The following is a 16,759-nucleotide window of genomic DNA, read 5'->3' as shown; positions in this document are numbered from 1 at the left end:
GTCGACTTGATCATGAAAGGTCCCTTCGCAGCAGCGGCTTGATCAGCAGTTGGGCGCACTCCCGGGCGGATTCGGCCCGCGAATGCGCCGAACCGTCGATCAAGGAGTAATGGTCGCCAAATGATCTCTGGGAGCGACCATTTGCCCTTGATCGGTGCTGCAGGACAACTGCGGCCGCTCCCGCACCGGAGCCGTGATCATGGCTGCCACACCGCCTCCGGTGGCGCCGCGCGCCCAACCGGGCAGGCCCCGGCCTGCCCGCAGGACAGCCCCGCACACTGCGCGGCGCCACCGGAGGCCCGGCACCACCTGGAGGGCGCTCAGCGCAGCACCGGCTCCAGCGGGAACTCCACCCCGTCCACCGGCGGCTCGGGCATCGTCCCGGAGCCGTCGGGCAGGGGCACGGCGGCCAGGAGCGCCTGGGTGTAGGGGTGCCGGGGGTCCTCCCAGATCGTGCGCGCGGGCCCGGACTCGACGATCCTCCCCCGGTACATGACGGCCAGCCGGTCGGCGATCAGCCGCACGACGGTCAGGTCGTGCGAGATGAACAGCAGGCCCGCACCGGCATCGACGGCCAGGTCACGCATCAGCGCCGCGACGATCGCCTGGGTCGACGCGTCGAGCGCCGAGATCGGTTCGTCGCCGATCAGGAGATCGGGGCGGGCGGCGAGGGCCCTGGCGATCGCGATCCGCTGGCGCTGGCCGCCGGAGAACTCGTGCGGGTAGCGGCGGGCGGCCCCGCGGTCCAGCCCGACCCGTTCCAACCACCACCCCGGCTCGGACCCCTCCGCGCCGCGGGCGACGGCCGCCCGCGCGCCGTCCCCGATCTGGGTGCCGACGGGCCGCCGCGGGTGCAGTGAGCCGTACGGGTCCTGGAACACCATCTGGATGCGGGTCAGCTCCACCGGGCGGCGTCGCAGGCCGAGCGGGACGACCGGCCGGCCGTCGAACGACACGGTGCCCGCGGCCGGGGGGACGAGGCCGCAGATCGCGCGCGCCACCGTCGACTTGCCGCACCCCGACTCCCCGACGAGGCCCAGGACCTCGCCCGCGCCCACCGCCAGGTCGATGCCGTCGACGGCGCGCACCGGCGGCCGGCCGCGGTAGACCACCTTCAGGCCTGCGACCTCCAGGAGGGTCACGACTCCTCCAGCGCGCGCACGTCGTCGAGGGACCGGACGCCGCCGGTCGCACCGGGCAGGCTCGCGAGCAGCGACGCCGTGTAGTCGTGCGCGGGGGCGGTGAACACCTGGCGGCGATCCCCGTTCTCCACGACCTCGCCGTCGCGCATGACGGCCACCCGGTCGGCCACCGCGCTCATCACGCCGAGGTCGTGCGTCACCAGCAGCACGGCGAGGCCCATCTCGCGGGCGAGGTCGCGCAGCAGGTGCAGCACGCCCGCCTGGACCGTGACGTCGAGCGCGGTGGTCGGCTCGTCGGCGATGAGCACGGACGGGGAGCAGGCCAGCGCGATGGCGATCGCGATGCGTTGGCGCTGCCCGCCGGAGAACTGGTGCGCGAAGCGGCGCAGCGCGCCCGCGGGGTCCGGGATCCGCACCCGTTCGAGCAGCTCGACGGCGCGGGCGCGGGCCTTCGCCCGGTCGAGCCGCATGTGGTGGCGCAGGTGGTCGGTGAGCTGCGCGCCGACCGACAGCATCGGGTGCAGGCTCGTCGACGGGTCCTGGAACACCATCGCGATCTCGGTGCCGCGCAGGTCGCCCAGCTGCCGCGGCGTGAGCGCCAGCAGGTCGCGGCCGTCGAACGTGATCGTGCCCCCGACCCGCGAGCGCGCCGGGAGGAGGCCCATCACGGCGAGCCCGGTCATCGTCTTGCCCGAGCCCGACTCGCCGGCGAGGCCCTGGATGCGGCCCGCCTCCAGCTCGAGGTCCACCCCGCGCAGGATCCGGGTGTCGCCGATGCTCAGGGTCAGGCCGCTGATCCGGAGGCCGGTCACCGCGTCTCCGCCTTGCCCAGCTCGCCCGCCGTGTGCGGGTCGAGGGCGTCGCGCAGCGCGTCGCCCAGGAAGTTGAACGCCATCACCACGGTCAGGATCGAGAGGCCGGGGAACACGCCCAGCCACCACGAGTCGAAGTTCTGGATCGCCGTCGCCACCATCGAGCCCCACTCCGCGGTGGGCGGCTTCGCGCCCAGCCCGAGGAACGACAGGCCGGAGAGCAGCAGTGTCGCCGTGCCGATGTCCAGGCTGGCGAGGATCAGTACGGGCCCTGTGACCATCGGGACGATGTCGGTGCGCAGCGACCGCAGCGGCGAGAACCCGAGCAGCCGGTCGGCCAGCACGTAGTCGGCCTCCCGGATGCCGACCACCAGCCCTCGGGTGACGCGCGCGTACGCGGGCCACGAGACGACCAGCGCCGCCAGCACGGCGTTCAGGAGGCTCGCCCCGAGCGACGCCGCCACCACCATCGCCAGGATGACCGTCGGGAACGCCATCACGAGGTCGGTCAGGCGCATCACGGTCTCGCCGACCCAGCGCCCGAAGAACCCGGCCGCGAGCCCGAGCACGCCGCCGATCACCACCGACAACCCGACGAGCAGGACCGCCAGCGGCATCGTCACGCGGGCGCCCGCCAGCACGCGGGTGAACACGTCCCGGCCGAGCTCGTCGGTGCCGAACCAGTGGGCCCCGCTCGGCGCCTCGAGGCGCGGGAAGTCCTGGACGAGCGGGTCGTAGGGCCACAACGCGGGGCCCAGCACGGCGACCAGGATCCACACCAGCGCCACCACGGCACCGGTGACGCCCAGCGGCGTGCGCCAGGCCTGCGGGATCCGGATCTTCATGAGACCCGTACCCGCGGGTCGATCGCCCCGTAGAGGAGGTCGACAACCAGGTTGATCACCAGGTAGATGACGCCGACGAGCAGGCCGACGCCCATCACGGCCGGCAGGTCGAGGTGCGATGCGGCCTGGTAGGCGTAGGACCCGACGCCGGGCCACGCGAAGATCTCCTCCACGAGCACCGTGCCGGAGAGCAGGGCGCCGAACGCCAGCCCGACCACGGTCAGGACCGGCACCATCGCTGCCCGGAGCACGTACCGGAAGAGAACGGTCCGGCCCGGCAGGCCCTTGGCGCGGGCCGAACGCACGTAGTCCTGCTCCAGCACCTCCAGCACGGCGGAGCGCGTGAACCGGGTGAGCAGGCCGACGGTGTAGAGCGTCAGCACCAGCGTGGGCAGCATCAGGTGGGCCAGCGCGTCGCCGAACGTCTCCCACTCCCCGGCCAGCAGGGAGTCCAGCGTGTAGAGCCCGGTGACGTGCGGGGGCGGCGTCGTGGCGGGCGCGAGGCGGCCCGAGCCGGGCGCGAGGTCGAGCTGGAAGGAGAAGACGTAGAACGCGACGAGCGCCAGCCAGAACGTCGGCACCGAGATCCCGACCAGCGACACCAGCCGCAGCGCGCTGTCGGCGAGCCGCCCGCGCCGCACGGCCGCGACCACCCCGAACCCGACCCCGATCAGCACCGACAGCACGATCGCCCCGATCGCGATCTCCAGCGTCGCCGGCACCGCCGACTGCAGGTCGGTGAGCACCGGCCGGTGCGTCTGCTGCGACTCGCCGAGATCGCCGTGGGCCAGGTTGCCCAGGTACGTCGCGTACTGGACGGGCAGCGGCCGGTCGAGCCCGTAGTGCGCCCGGTACGCCGCGACGGTCTCCGGGTTCGCCGCAGCGCGCTGCCCGAGGTTGGCCGCCACGGGGTCGCCGGGCACCAGGTTCGTCAGCAGGAACGTCACGAGCGTGACACCGACGATCAGCAGCACCGACACCCCGAGCCGGCGCAGCAGATAGCGGGCGAGCGGGTTACGCACCACCGGCCGCACCGACCGCCCCGAGGTCCAGCGTCCAGATCGGGTTGTAGGCGGCACCGGTCACCGACGTGGCCGTGACGATGTTCGTGGCCGGCTGGACGAGCGGGATGAACGGCCCGCCGGCGTTCAGGCTGCGCTGGAACTCCTGGTACAGGCGTACGCGCTCCGCCGGGTCGACGGCCGCCGCGGCGGTCTTGGCGGCCTGGTCGATGTCCGGGGCCGCGCTCGCCGGCCAGTTCGCGCGCTCGCCGATCAGGCCGTCGGGGGCGAAGGCCAGGTAGTTGGACGGGTCCGGGAAGTCGGGCCCCCAGTACCAGAGCCCGATCTCCTCCTTGCCGTCGCGGTAGTTGTCCAGCTCGGTGGCCACCGGCGCCGGTGCGAGCTCGACGGTGATGCCGGCCGCGGCCAGCTGGGCCTGCAGCCGCTCGGCGAGGGTCTGGAAGCTGAGGCCGAGGAGCGTGAAGTCGCTCGGGTACGCGAGCTTCGGCGGCGGGCCGCCGGCACCGCTCGCGGCCAGCGCCGCCGCGGCCCCCGCGAGGTCCTGCTTCGGAGCGTCACCTGCGGCGAGGGAGCCCGCGATCATGGTCGGGATCATGCCCGCCGGCTGCACCGAGCCCGCACCGGCGACCTGCAGGAGGCCCGCGTAGTCGATGGCCTTCTTCACGGCCGAGACGTACTGCGGGTTGCTGGTGGTGGCGGAGACGTCCGCGCCCTGGTTGAGGAACAGGAAGATCGTGTAGGCCGACGCCCCGCTGGTGACGGTCAGCTCGCCCTGGTCGAGCCCGCCCACCTGGTCGCCGGAGAGGTCCAGCGCGACCTGCGAGTCGCCCTTCTGGACGTTCAGCGCCTGGGTGGCGGCCTGCACGTTGCGGATCACGACGTTCTCGTAGGCGGGCTTCGCGGGCCCGTTGTACGCGGGGTTCCTCGTGAGCACCGCCTGGCTGGCGACGTCGAGCGACTTGAGCGTGTAGGGCCCGGAGCCGGCGGACGTGGTGTTGAGGAACTGCTCCGCGCCGTCCTGGTCGTCGGTGGAGCCGCCGTTGGCGGTGACGACCTTCGAGTTGACGACCGACAGGGCCGGGTTCGGCAGGATGAACGGCAGGGCGGCGTTCGGCTCGGCGCTGGTCAGCACGATCGTCGAGTCGTCCTTCTTCGCCACCGTCACGCCGTCGAGCAGGAAGGACGGGTTGCCCTTCATGCCGATCACCCGCTGCAGCGAGAAGACGACGTCGTCGGCGGTGACCGGGCTGCCGTCGGAGAACACCCGGCCCTGGGCCAGCGTCAGCGTCAGTGTCTTGGCATCGGGCGACAGCTCGTAGGAGGACGCGAGGCCGGGCGCCGGGGTGCCGACGTCGTCGCCGGTGAACGTCAGCAGCGTCTCGTACATGCCGTGGGTGAGCATCTGCCCGGTGAGCTCGTACTCGCGGCCGGGGTCGACCGTCTTCAGGTCGAACGTCGAGTCGATCACGAGCGTCGGCCCGGAACCGGACCCACCGCCGGACCCCCCTGACCCGCAGGCCGCCACCGCGAGCACCACGGCCGTCGCGGCGGCGAGCGCCACCGATCGCCTCGCACCGAACATGTGCACCTCCCCGATTCGGCCGTATCTTGCCCGGCCCCTCCTCACGCCAGCACGGCGACCACCGCGAACAGGACCGGGACGCTGACCACCGTCGTGCTCAGCGCCGCATCCCGCCCGAGCACCTCGCCCTGCTCGAACCGCACCGCGTAGCCGAAGACGTTCTGGGCGGTCGGGAGGGCCGCGCAGACCACCACCGCGAGCAACCCGTGCCCCTCGAGCCCGAGCACCAGGCCGAGGAGCAGCGCCAGCGCCGGGTGGACGATGCACTTGAGCAGCAGCACGGTCGCGAGCAGCGGTGCGGTCTCCCCCGCTCCCGGCCGTTTCGCCCCGCACAGCGAGATCCCGAACGCGAGCAGCATCCCGGGCACCGCGAGGTCCGAGATCAGCTCGATCGGCGCGATCAGGGGCGCGGGTGGGACGAGCCCCGTCGCGGACACGGCGATCCCGGCGCCCGTGGCCAGCGCGATCGGGTTGCGCAGCGGTGCGCTCACCATCCGCCACGGCGACGGCCGCGCCCCGTCGGCCCGCTCCGACAGCACCCCGAGCACCGTCGTGAAGAACGGGGTGAGCACCGCGAGCTGGAACACCAGCACGGGGACGGCCTCGGTCACGTTCCCCAGCGCGTACGTGGCGATCGGCAGCCCGAGGTTCCCCGCGTTCACGTAGCCGCTCGCCATCGCCCCCACGGTGGTCTCCCCCGCGGGCCGCCTGCGCAGCAGCCCGACCGGCACGTACAGCAGGCACGTCAGGACGCTCGTCACGGCCGTGACGAGCAGTCCCTCGGAGAACACGGCCGCCACGTCCGTGCGGGCGAGCGTGCTGAACAGCAGCGCGGGGGATGCGACGAAGAACGCCGCGCGCGAGAGCACCTGGGTGGCGGCGGGGCCGAGCACCCCCGCCCGCCCGACGAAGTAGCCGACCGCGACGACGGCCCCGATCACGACGAATGCGTCGACTACCCCGTTCACGCCACAGTCACGTCTTACCAGGTTAGAGCTGTGACGCAGGCCGCAGGCGCCCGAGTCGGGGCATATCCATTCGGACCTGCATGTCCGCCTGTTGACAGGACCCGACTACCCGTTCCAGGTCGACCACGGCACCCTCTGGAAGCACTCCCTCGACGGCGTCGGCCTGCTCGCGATCGACCACGGCCGCCTCTTCGGCATGGACGTCAACGACAACCTGCGCGGCTGGGACGACGACATGATCGCCGGCACCGTCCACCCCGTCGAGCTGTTCGAGTTGAGGTGAGGCCCCTGGCGTCACCCGCCCCAGATGTCCTCCAGGAACCGGTCCTGGGCGCGCAGGTCCGCCAGCCAGTCCTGCGCCTGCGCCGACGTGCCCCCGGTGTGCTGCCGGTAGATGTCGACCAGCGCCGCCCGCACGCCGGGGGCCATCGTGTTGGCGTTGCCGCACACGAAGATCACCGCGCCGCGCTCCAGCAGGTCCCAGACCTCGTCGTGGCGGTGGAGCATCTCGTGCTGCACGTAGCGCCGCCCGTCCTCGGGACGGCCCGAGAACACCGTGTGCAGCGTGGTGGAGGCGAGCTTGCCGAGGTCCCGCAGCTCGTCGGCGTAGAGCTGGTCCTGCTCGGGGTCGCGGCAGCCGAAGAACAGCAGCGAGGGGCCGACGGGGGTGCCGCGCTCGGCGGTGGCCGCCCGGTCCTGCAGGAAGCCCCGGAACGGCGCCAGCCCGGTGCCGGCCCCGATCATGATCATTGGGGTGGCCGGGTCGCTCGGTGGCCGGAAGGCGATGGTGGGCTCGCGGACGAACGTGAACACCGTGCTGTTCGGCGCCAGCACCGCCAGGTGGTTCGAGCAGATGCCGCGGAACTCGCCGTCACCGCTGCGGGCCGGCACCCGCAGCACCCCGGTCGTGATGCTGCAGACGTCGGCGTCGACGAGCGGCGACGACGAGATCGAGTAGTAGCGGGGCCGGAGCGGGGGCAGCATGTCGAGGTAGACCTCGAACGGCAGTGAGCAGGCCGGGAACTGCTCCAGCAGGTCCAGCTGCGACCGGTACGGGAAGAACACCTCCTCCCGGTACCGACGGGTGCTCTCCTCGTCGTCGCCGGTGAGGGCCAGCAGCTCGGCCCGCTGCACCGGGTCCTCGGTGTAGCGGGCCATCGTCTCGATGTCCGACCGGGAGGCGATGTCCTGCAGCTCCACGCAGCTGCCCAGCACTCCGAGCAGCGGCGCAGGCTCGTCGATGGGCAGGTGGGTGTGCGAGCCGCTGTTGGGGATGATCGTCAGATACGTCCCCGCGTCGAGGGTGAACCGCCGCATCACACGCTGGATGAGGTCGACGCTGTTGCGCGGCAGCACCCCGAGGTGGTCGCCTGCGCGGTAGGTCGTACCGGCGGGCAGCGCGACCTCGACGTGCCGCGTGGACCGGCCCGCCGCCATCCCGCCCAGCTCCCGGTTCGCCCGGACCACGGTGGGCCGCGCGCGGTAGGACATGATCACCGGGTTCGCCAGCTGGCGGTTGACGAACGAGACGGTGAGGCGCGGTCCCGCGGCCACCGGGGCGGCCACGGCCGCGGGCAGCGCGAAGGCCTCCGCGAGATCGGGCCAGAGCTCCCCGTGCCAGCCGCGGTACGCCGCGTCGAAGTCGGCCCGCGCGTCCCCCTCCCCGCGCGGGTGCACACGCCGCGCGCCGTGGGCCTCGAGCTCGGCGTCCAGCGCGGTCGGCACGGCCTGGTAGGTGGTGGCCCACTCGCTGTTGCCGCAGCCGAAGACCGTGTACCGCACGCCGGCACAGGCGTCCGCCGGCGTCGCCGGGTCGCGCAGCCAGGCGCAGAACCGCGCGGCGTTCTCCGGCGGCATGCCGTTGTAGGAGGCGCAGACCACGATCGTCGCACCGTCGGCAGGCAGCGCGCCCACGTGGTCGTCCAGTGCGCCGACGGTCACCGCGAAGCCGCGCTCGGTGCCCTCCCTGCCCAGCTTGGTGGCGATGCCCTCGGCCGTGCCGAGGTTGGACCCGTACAGCACGTGGAGCGGGGTGCCGTGCCGCTCCACCGCGAGCACGGCCGGCGCCTCGGTGGCGGCGGGAGCCGTGACCCGGCCGTCGGTCCCGGCTGCCGCCCTGCGGTGGTCGATCGGACGGTCGGGCCGGCGGCGCACCAGGATCCGGAAGTCGTCCGGCTTGATCGTCAGGGTCGTCTTGATCTTCAGCTGGTAGTCGTGGAGGTCGACGAACTCGAAGCGCTGCAACAACATGCCCAGCACGAGGACGGCCTCCTGCAGGGCGAACTGGCGGCCGATGCAGGCACGCTGGCCGGTTCCGAACGGCTTGAACACGTTGGGGCCCAGCTCCGCGAGCCGTTCCGGGGCGACGTGGTCGGGGTTGAACTCCTCGGCGTCCGGACCCCACACGCTCTGGTCACGGTGCAGAGACGGGGTCAGCACGGTGATCGGTGTGCCGGCCGGGATCGCATACCGGCCGCCGATCACCGTGTCCTCGTACGGCGTGCGGTTGAACCCGGGCGCGGTGGGCCACAACCGCAGCGACTCGTGGAGGATCTGGCTCACGTAGCGCAGCCGGTGCACCTGCTCGAAGCTGGGCTGCGTCGTGCTGCCGAGCACCTCGTCCACCTCGGCCCGCGCTCGATCGACGACCTCGGGGTGCTTGAGCAGGAAATGGAGCGCGAACGACAGCAGGCCGCTGGTGGTCTCGTGGCCGGCCACCAGGAAGGTGATGCACTGCGCGCGGATGTTCTCGTCGGGCAGGCCCTCGCCGGTCTCCCGGTCCACCCCGTTCAGCATCCGGCCGAGCAGGTCGCGGGTCTCACCCTCGGCGCCTTGGGCCTTGCGCTCGGCAATGATCTTGTCCACCAGGTCGTTCATGAACGCCTGGTCCTCTTCAACCCGGCGCTGGGCGCGTATCCGCAGCCGGGTCTGGATGGGCAGCTCGCGGGCTCGTCGCTGCGACTCGGCCAGGGTGCTCAGCATCGCGGTGACGAACGGGTGCTGGGTGTCGCGGTAGAACGAGTTGAACCGGTAGCCGAACCCGCAGAGCGCGATGGTGTCCAGGGTCAGCCGGGTCATGTCGGCCGGGACGTCCACCTCCTCGTCCGGGTTGACCCGCTCCCACTTCTCCATCAGCTGGTCGGCGAGGTCGAGCATCATCGGCATGTAGTCCTGCATCGACTGCAGGCTGAACGGGGACAGCAGGATGTTGTGCGCTCGGTGCCACAGTGGATCGGCGGTGTCGGCGGTGAAGAGGCCCGACCCGACGGCCCCCTTGCGGAGGTTCGCCAGGCCGCCACCGACCTTCTTGTCGAACCGGTTGTCATCGCAGACCTCGTCCACCAGCTCGGCACCGCTGAGGATCAACCGCGGCCCGGAGGGGGTGACGAGCCGGAAGATCGGCCCGTACTGCCGTACCAGTTCCATCAGCCCGATGAACGGACTGGCGGCGTCGATGTCGAGCAGGTTCCCGATCACCGGCAGGGCGTTCGGGCCGGGCAGCTCCTCGATGGGGATCGGTGTCGACATGGGGTCACTTCCTTGTGCGTTCGGGCGCGGCGGACCGGCCGGCGCGCAGGAGCAGAGCGACGCTCACAACCACGACCCAGGCCGGGAACACCAGCAGCACCACCGGGTGGTACGTCGTGCTGACCAGCAGGAAGGTCGCCGCCAGGTATCCGATGAGGGCCAACCACCGCGGCAGGAGACCGGCCGTCACGGCCATGCCGATGGTCGTGATCATGTACATGCCGGCCATCCGGACACCGAAGATGAACAGCAGTCCGTAGCCGACCGCGGCGAGGGCCCGCGCCACGTCCGGCGCCGGCAACGGGTTCACCGCGAACGTGCCGAGCAGGGCCACCGCCCCGACGGCCGCCGAGCCGACGAACATCATGCAGAGGAACAGCAGGCCGGCGGCCATCTGCAGCCAGGCCTGCACCGGTGAGAACTCCCGGGGCACCGCCCGGAACATCGCCCTCGTGGCGGAGAGGTGCCAGAGCAGGGCGATCCCGGCGAACGGCACGACGTAGATCCCGAGGGTGGCCAGCGCCGAGCCGCCCGCGGCGTAGAACGTCGCGTAGACGGGGTCCGGGTCCCCGAGCTTCGGCGCTCGCTGCACCAGGACCATCGCCACCACGGACAGCCCGGCGAAGACCATCCCCGACAGCGCGCTCATCCGCCCCAGCGCCCGGACCTGCCGCCACCGCGCATCGACCGCTGGCTCTGCGCCGGGATCCGGGCGCCGCGGAGTCTCGACCATGACCCCCTCCGGGCGGGCCGCCGTCGTCGCCCGCCGCGGAGGTTTAGCGCCGCTCACAGTGCCGGTCAAGGCATTCCGGCCGAGCACTACGCACCGGCAGCGGACCGGCACGGTCGGGAGTTGCGGCTGCTACGAGCGGCCGAACGAGGCCTGGGCGGATCGCGCGGGCTGTTTCGGGTGTCCCAGACAGCACTATGGATCCATACTGCTATTTGGCGCGCCTCGAAACAGCAGTATGGATCCATAGTGCGACTCAAACGCCGTTCAGCTGTCGCACCAGGTATTCCCATACCGCTGCTACGGCCTTGTCGTGGTAGATGTGCTCGCGTTTCGCCAGCGACTCCTCGGGGGCCGACCAGGTCGGCCAGCCGCCGGCCATGTGGGTCAGGATCTGCTGCTCGCAGGCGCGTTCGAGGAGCACCGCCGCCACGGTGGCCTCCTCCAGCGTCTCCCCCACCGTGACGATGCCGTGGTTGACCAGGAACATCGCCCGGGCGCCGCCGAGGGCGCCGGCCACCGCCCGGCCGAGTTCGGGGGTGAGGACGAGGTCCGCGGTGTCGGTGAAGCGCGGCACCTCGGGCGGCACGAAGCCGTTGGCGGCGTGGCTGACCGGCCGCAGCGGCTGCCCGGTCGCGGCGAGCGCCACGGCGTGCGGTGGGTGGGTGTGCACGACGGCGCCCACGTCGGGGCGCGCGGCCATGATCTCGGTGTGGATCGGGTACTCGCTGTGCCGCACCCCCTCGCCGCTCCGGACGACGCCGTCGGCGTCCACCAGGTGCACCCGGTCCGGGGTGACCTCACCGAGACCCCACTCGGCCGACTTGATCCACACGCCCGTGCCGCCGGGATCCCGGACGGAGGCGTGGCCCCAGATCAGGTCGTCGTGCCCCGCGGCCGCGAGGATCCGGGACGCGGTCGCGACGAGCTCGGGCGGGCTCATACCAGCTCCTCGCTGGCGCTCGTCGCGGGCATTCGCCCAGGGCGCTGTGTCCATGGTTCGCTCGCAAGCTCGCTCACGATGCGAGCCCGCTCGGCAGGATGAACAGCAGCCAGGTGAACACCGGCGCCGTGACGGCCATGCTCAGCCCCCAGATCAACATCGTGCGGAACAACACCGGGCGTTCGGCCTCCGGCGCGTTGGCCAGCGTCAGCGCGCCGACGGACGAGAACGGCGTCGAGTCGACCACGGTCGCCGAGATCGCCAACGCAGTGATCATGGCGCTCACCCCTATCTCACCCTGGACGAGAAACGGCACCGCGAGCGGGATGAGCACGCCGAGCAGCCCGGCGCTGGAGGCGAACGCGGACGTGAACGCCCCGACCACGCACAGCAGGAACCCGATCAGGAGCGGGGCACCCAGCCCGGCGATGGCGTCGCCGATCGCGTCGATCGTGCCGTAGCGCTGCATCGCCCCGACGAGGGTGACGACGCCGCAGATCAGCAGCACCACCGACCACACGATCTGCCGGTCGGCCTTCGCGAACCGCTCGGGGAACAGCAGGTGCAGCAGCGCGGCCGCGATGAGCGCCGTGAACCCGATCTCGAAGTTGAACACGAGCGCCCCGACGGCCACCGCGATCACGACGACGAGCGTGGTCACCTGGTCGGCCCGCAGGGGCGTGCGGGTGGTCTCTCGCACGGCCACCCCGCCGCCCGCGCCGGGAGTCGCCTCCTCGTCGCGCACCTCGACCCCGCGCTCGCGCCACAGCTTCCGCCCGCCGAACAGCAGGAAGATCACGACGGCGAGCACGATGTTGTAGGCGGCGTTGCCGAAGAACAGGCCCGCGGACGACACCGAGAGACCGTTGTGGTCCAGCGCCTGCCGAACGATCACCGCCAGGCCGTTGAGCGGCGAGAAGTTCCCGAGGCACGAGCCGTGCATGACCATCAGCGCGGACATGCGCCGGTCGATGCCGTAGCGCTCGCCCAGTCGCAGGCACAGCGGCGCGAGCATCGCGACCCCGGCCGGGCCCAGGGCTCCCGCCGTGGTCGGCACCGCCGAGAACACGAAGATCAGCCACGGCACGAGCACCGGACGATCGCCGAGCAGGCCGACCGCGCGGTCGATGAGCCATTCGATCGTGCCGTTCACGGCCGCGAGGCCGAACAGGTACGTCACGCCGACGAGCAGGACGAACAGGTCGGGCGGGAAGCCGTCGAGCAGCTCCTTCACGCTCTCGCCCGCGACGAGCGTGCCGATGAGGAACGTGGCGATCAGCGCGAGGACGCCGATGCTCACCGGCCGCAGCGTGCCGATGACGAAGACGAGTACGAGGGCCACTACCCCGATGACGTGGATGGACACGGCAGCTCCCCTTCGAGCTTGCGGCGTGCTTCTCTGCTTTGCGGAAAGACCTTCTTCTATTCGTCCGTCAGTGTCAACCCCAGGCCGGTCGTGTCCGTTTTGTCACGGGTTGGTCGTCGCGGGTTGTTGTCACAGGTTCGCCAGCTCGTGCCGCCACGCCGTGGCCGTGTTGAACCCGGTGCCGAGGTCGGGCAGCTCCGCCATGTCGGCCTCCGGGAGGTCGGCGAGCGTGCCACCGGCGCTCACGACGCGCAGCGACAGCCGGGCCAGCCGGTCGACGCCGAGCGCCTGCAGCACGGCCTGCTCGACGCCCGCCGCAGCGCTCGTGAGCCCGTGCGCGCGGAGCACGACCACCGGCCGGTCCCCCATCGACTCCACCATCTCCGCCGCGAGCCGCCGGTCGCGGATCAACACCCCGCGCGGGTGGACGGGCACCCCGCCGGCCGCGAGGCGGGTGCCGGGGATGTCGAACGCGCCGACGATCGGGCGGATCGCGATCCCCGCGAGGTCGGCGGCGACGACGTCCGGCGGGTGGGCGTGCACGACCGCGTCGACGTCCGCGCGGCGGCGCAGGACCTCGGTGTGCAGCGGCAGCTCGTTCGGCGGTGCGTACCCGCCGTCGAGCTCGCCCGCGGCTCCGGCGTTCCCGTCGAGGTCGACGAGGCGGACGTCGGCGTCGGTCGTGAACGCGAGGCCGCGTTCGGCCGGCCCGCGGCAGCGGATGAGCAGCCGGCTCTCGTCGACGCGCAGGCTGACGTGGCCGAGGATGCCGTCGGACAGGCCCCGCGCGGCCAGCACCCGGCACGCCTGCGCGATCAACGCCCGCAACGGCCCGAGCTCTTCACTCATGCGACCGCGATCCCCCCGTCGGAGTGCACGACGCCGCCGGTGATGCCGCGCGAGCGGTCCGAGGCGAGGAACACGTAGCTCCAGGCGTGGTCCGCCCCGGACAGCGCGACCCGCAGCGGCACCCGGGCGGCCAGCTCGGCCTCCCGGTTCGGAGTGGCCCCCAGGCTGCGTTCGTCGAGGCCGAGGCTGCGCAGCCCGCGCAGGTCGGTGCCCACGGTGCCGCCGGGGGCGACGGCGTTGACCCGGATGTCCGGAGCCAGCTCGTGGGCGAGCGCGGTGACCAGGCCGCGCACCGCGAACTTGGACGACACGTACAGGACGCCACCCCGCCCCGCGTGGTAGGCCGAGGTCGACTCGGTCAGGACGATCGAGCCCCCGGACTCCCGCAGCGCCGGCAGCGCCGCCTTCGCCGCGTGCAGCTGGCTCTTCACGTTCACCGCGAACATCTCGTCGAACGCCTCGTCGAGGCCGTCGGCGTCCAGCTCGCCGAGCCCGCGGTAGAAGTCGAACACCCCGACGCAGTTGACCAGCACGTCCAGCCCGCCGAACGCCGACACGGTGGCGGCGACCGCCTCCTCGTTGGCCGCGCGCGTGGTGGCGTCGCCCCGGACGACGGGGCAGTCGGGGCCGATCTCCGCCTCGAGCGCGCGGCACTTCGCCTCGTCCCGCTCCAGGGCGGCCACCCGGGCGCCCTCGGCCCGGAACGCGTCGACGACGGCCCGCCCGATGCCGGACCCGGCGCCGACGACGAGCGCCCGGCGCCCGTCCAGCCAGCCGGTCATTCGTCCTCCTCCGAGATCAGCGGGCCGCGCGGGTTGCCGATCATCGCCGAGAACGTCTGCGGGTTCTGCCAGGTCAACGCCTCGGCCTCCAGCGGGCAGAGCGTCACCCACTGCCCGGACTTGGGCGACTCGATGAGCAGCCGCGCCCCGTTGCGGGTCTCGATCCGCGACACGCGCACCTCAGCGAACTCGTTGGCGATCACGATCGCCTCGTGCGCGGTCACAGGAATATCGCCAGGTTCTGGGTGCGCAGCACCGCGTCGTCCACCAGGATCGTGCGCCGCGCGAGCTGCCAGCCCCCGCCGTGCGGTGCCCGGCGCAGGACGTCCTCCCGGCCCGCCGAGATCACCGCCGCCTCCCGGACGTCGCCCCGGCTCCGGTAGAGCAGCACCGCCGACTCGACGAGGAGCTGATCGGGATCGTCGGTGGCGAAGGTCCGCACGTTCGCCAGGTGGTGGCGCAGCCGCGACGGCGGGTCCTCGGTCCAGGCGTGCTCGGTGCGGAACCGGGCCACGCGGCGCGAGAGCGAGTACTTGTTCTCGTCGAAGTGCGCCATCCCCGGCGAGGTGTCGAACCCGGCACCGACGGCGGTGGTGACCCGCACCGGCATGACGTAGTGGATGTCCTCGGCGAGCAGGTCGAGCCACTCGTCGTAGCGCTGGGCGTCGAGCAGGTAGGCCTCGTCCACCAGCCAGTGGTGGGCCTGCAGGTGCCTCTCGTCGTTGAACGGCAGCGACGTGGTCATAGCGACACCTCCAGGTGGTCGGCCCAGCGGGCCAGGAGGTGGCGCTGGTTGTACTCGCCGTACCCGACGTGCGCCTCGCCCGGCCCGGCGAACTGGTCCGGCCCGAGCGGCGCGACCACGGGCGTGTCGTCCTCGAGCAGTCCCATCCGGCTGTTCAGCAGGAGCCGCCGCGCCATCGAGCCGGCCGCCGTGCTGGTGAGCGACACCCAGTTCTCGACGTCGTCCTGCTCGAACATCCCGGTGGAGCCGAAGCACATCAGGTACGCCTTGTACGACAGCGCCTTGAACTCCTCCGGCGCCTCGGCGTCGACGGCGAACCAGGACAGCACTTCCGTCTCGTCCGGCCCTATCGGCTGCCAGGTGCGGAGCGAGATGAACGGGAGGACGTCCTCGGAGTCCTCGACCCGCGGCCAGTTGTGCACCAGCGAGAGGTTCGGGAACACCGAGGCCGCGGAGATCATGAAGCCGTCCCGGCCGACGACGTCGAGCTGCTCGCGCGACCAGGTCCGCTTCATCCGCTCGATCATCACGTCCGGGTAGCCGACGTAGCGCAGCCGCTCCTCCAGCGTGCCCGGCGGGAGCTTGTAGGTGGTGCCGCCACCGTTGCCCGCCCAGTACGTGCAGCCGTCCTTGCGCTTCTCGGCCTTCGGCTCGCGGAAGAGCCCGATCTCGACGACGCTCGTGTGCGTGTGGGGCGTGTGGTACATGTCGCCCCCGAAGTTCTCGGCGCCGATCTTCCAGTTCGCCTTGATCCGCCAGCGCTGCGGCCCGCGCAGCTCGATCCCGCTCCCGGACTGGTTCGTGTAGTAGTCCAGGTAGAACGCGAAGTCGCCCAGGTGCTCCCGCAGCGGCGGCGCGTCCGGGTCCAGGCTCACGAAGATCAGGCCGCGGTAGGTGTCCAGCCGCGGCGCGGGCAGCAACGCCTGCCCCTTGCGGCGGAACCCCTCCTCGCCGCCGTAGGCCTCGCGGTGGAACGGCAGCCCGACCAGCCGGCCGTCGTTGCGGTAGGACCAGCCGTGGTAGGGGCAGCGGAAGTGCGAGGCGTTGCCCAGCTCCGCCCGGCACACCTGCATCCCCCGGTGCAGGCACATGTTGAACAGCGCCCGGACCACGCCGTCCTCGCCGCGGGCGACGATGAACGAGTCCTCCAGCACCCGGCGCACGACGTAGTCGCCCGGCTGCGGGATCTCCGAGGTGTGGCCCACGAACACCCAGGTCCGGCCGAAGAGGTGTTCCCGCTCGAGCCGGAAGACCTCCTCGTCGTTGTAGATGTGGGCCGGGATCATCCCCCGCCGGACGTCCGCAAGGACGGAGCCCAGATCACCCATCGAGGCCTCCCCCTTTCTCTGTATCACAGAGCGTTGCTCCTCATCACAGAATCGCCCTTCACGTCGTCCGATGTCAACGGCTAGCTTCTGGGAAGCAGAGAGACTTTCCTAGCTGCG

16 protein-coding genes are annotated in these 16,759 nt (G+C 71.9%); 1 reads left to right on the top strand and 15 read right to left on the bottom strand.

Annotated features, from left to right (window positions below):
• Positions 1 to 320: 320 nt before the first annotated feature.
• Genes ACU436_RS34340 through ACU436_RS34315 form a run of 6 tightly spaced genes read right to left on the bottom strand, consistent with a single transcriptional unit; the run spans position 321 to position 6,371 of the window.
• Positions 321 to 1,142: an ABC transporter ATP-binding protein gene (locus ACU436_RS34340; protein WP_459031228.1), complete on the bottom strand. Its 822-nt coding sequence runs from the start codon at positions 1,140 to 1,142 to the stop codon at positions 321 to 323.
• Positions 1,139 to 1,954, bottom strand: coding sequence for an ABC transporter ATP-binding protein (locus tag ACU436_RS34335; protein WP_459031227.1), 816 nt, complete (start codon positions 1,952 to 1,954; stop codon positions 1,139 to 1,141). The genes ACU436_RS34340 and ACU436_RS34335 overlap by 4 nt, the downstream gene beginning before the upstream one ends.
• Positions 1,951 to 2,799 (bottom strand): ABC transporter permease, encoded by an 849-nt coding sequence (locus ACU436_RS34330; RefSeq protein ID WP_459031226.1) that lies wholly within the window; start codon positions 2,797 to 2,799, stop codon positions 1,951 to 1,953. Before ACU436_RS34330 ends, ACU436_RS34335 begins: the two co-directional genes overlap by 4 nt.
• Positions 2,796 to 3,824: an ABC transporter permease gene (locus ACU436_RS34325; RefSeq protein WP_459031225.1), complete on the bottom strand. Its 1,029-nt coding sequence runs from the start codon at positions 3,822 to 3,824 to the stop codon at positions 2,796 to 2,798. Before ACU436_RS34325 ends, ACU436_RS34330 begins: the two co-directional genes overlap by 4 nt.
• Complete coding sequence (locus ACU436_RS34320) at positions 3,814 to 5,403, bottom strand: ABC transporter substrate-binding protein (protein WP_459031224.1); 1,590 nt, start codon at positions 5,401 to 5,403, stop codon at positions 3,814 to 3,816. Before ACU436_RS34320 ends, ACU436_RS34325 begins: the two co-directional genes overlap by 11 nt.
• Before the next feature lie 41 nt (positions 5,404 to 5,444).
• Positions 5,445 to 6,371, bottom strand: a complete 927-nt coding sequence (locus tag ACU436_RS34315) for an AEC family transporter (protein ID WP_459031223.1) — start codon at positions 6,369 to 6,371, stop codon at positions 5,445 to 5,447.
• Positions 6,372 to 6,462: 91 nt separating this feature from the next.
• Here ACU436_RS34315 and ACU436_RS34310 point away from each other — a divergent pair, with 91 nt between their 5' ends.
• Positions 6,463 to 6,654 (top strand): hypothetical protein, encoded by a 192-nt coding sequence (locus ACU436_RS34310; RefSeq protein WP_459031222.1) that lies wholly within the window; start codon positions 6,463 to 6,465, stop codon positions 6,652 to 6,654.
• Between the two features lie 11 nt (positions 6,655 to 6,665).
• Here the strand turns inward: ACU436_RS34310 and ACU436_RS34305 are convergent, their stop codons facing one another.
• From ACU436_RS34305 to ACU436_RS34265, 9 genes are all read right to left on the bottom strand, one after another.
• A complete protein-coding gene (locus tag ACU436_RS34305; protein WP_459031221.1) occupies positions 6,666 to 9,899 on the bottom strand; it encodes a bifunctional cytochrome P450/NADPH--P450 reductase in 3,234 nt (1,077 codons plus the stop codon).
• Between the two features lie 4 nt (positions 9,900 to 9,903).
• A complete protein-coding gene (locus tag ACU436_RS34300; RefSeq protein ID WP_459031220.1) occupies positions 9,904 to 10,632 on the bottom strand; it encodes a hypothetical protein in 729 nt (242 codons plus the stop codon).
• Positions 10,633 to 10,885: 253 nt separating this feature from the next.
• A complete protein-coding gene (locus tag ACU436_RS34295; protein WP_459031219.1) occupies positions 10,886 to 11,572 on the bottom strand; it encodes a class II aldolase/adducin family protein in 687 nt (228 codons plus the stop codon).
• Between the two features lie 73 nt (positions 11,573 to 11,645).
• Positions 11,646 to 12,938 (bottom strand): SLC13 family permease, encoded by a 1,293-nt coding sequence (locus ACU436_RS34290; RefSeq protein ID WP_459031218.1) that lies wholly within the window; start codon positions 12,936 to 12,938, stop codon positions 11,646 to 11,648.
• Positions 12,939 to 13,067: 129 nt separating this feature from the next.
• Positions 13,068 to 13,787, bottom strand: coding sequence for a class II aldolase/adducin family protein (locus ACU436_RS34285; protein ID WP_459031217.1), 720 nt, complete (start codon positions 13,785 to 13,787; stop codon positions 13,068 to 13,070).
• On the bottom strand, positions 13,784 to 14,569 hold the full coding sequence (gene hcaB / locus ACU436_RS34280) for a 3-(cis-5,6-dihydroxycyclohexa-1,3-dien-1-yl)propanoate dehydrogenase (protein WP_459031216.1): 786 nt from the start codon (positions 14,567 to 14,569) through the stop codon (positions 13,784 to 13,786). The genes ACU436_RS34285 and hcaB overlap by 4 nt, the downstream gene beginning before the upstream one ends.
• Positions 14,566 to 14,793, bottom strand: a complete 228-nt coding sequence (locus tag ACU436_RS34275) for a hypothetical protein (protein WP_459031215.1) — start codon at positions 14,791 to 14,793, stop codon at positions 14,566 to 14,568. Before ACU436_RS34275 ends, hcaB begins: the two co-directional genes overlap by 4 nt.
• A complete protein-coding gene (locus ACU436_RS34270; protein ID WP_459031214.1) occupies positions 14,790 to 15,314 on the bottom strand; it encodes a 3-phenylpropionate/cinnamic acid dioxygenase subunit beta in 525 nt (174 codons plus the stop codon). The genes ACU436_RS34275 and ACU436_RS34270 overlap by 4 nt, the downstream gene beginning before the upstream one ends.
• The gene (locus ACU436_RS34265) at positions 15,311 to 16,642 is read right to left on the bottom strand and encodes a Rieske 2Fe-2S domain-containing protein (protein ID WP_459031213.1); all 1,332 of its coding nucleotides are present in this window, start codon (positions 16,640 to 16,642) and stop codon (positions 15,311 to 15,313) included. The genes ACU436_RS34270 and ACU436_RS34265 overlap by 4 nt, the downstream gene beginning before the upstream one ends.
• Positions 16,643 to 16,759 lie beyond the last annotated feature (117 nt).

The sequence above is a fragment of the Pseudonocardia wallangbongensis genome (genome assembly GCF_054486945.1).
Note: the sequence above shows the minus strand (reverse complement) of the source record. Positions and strands in the feature narration are given on the sequence as shown.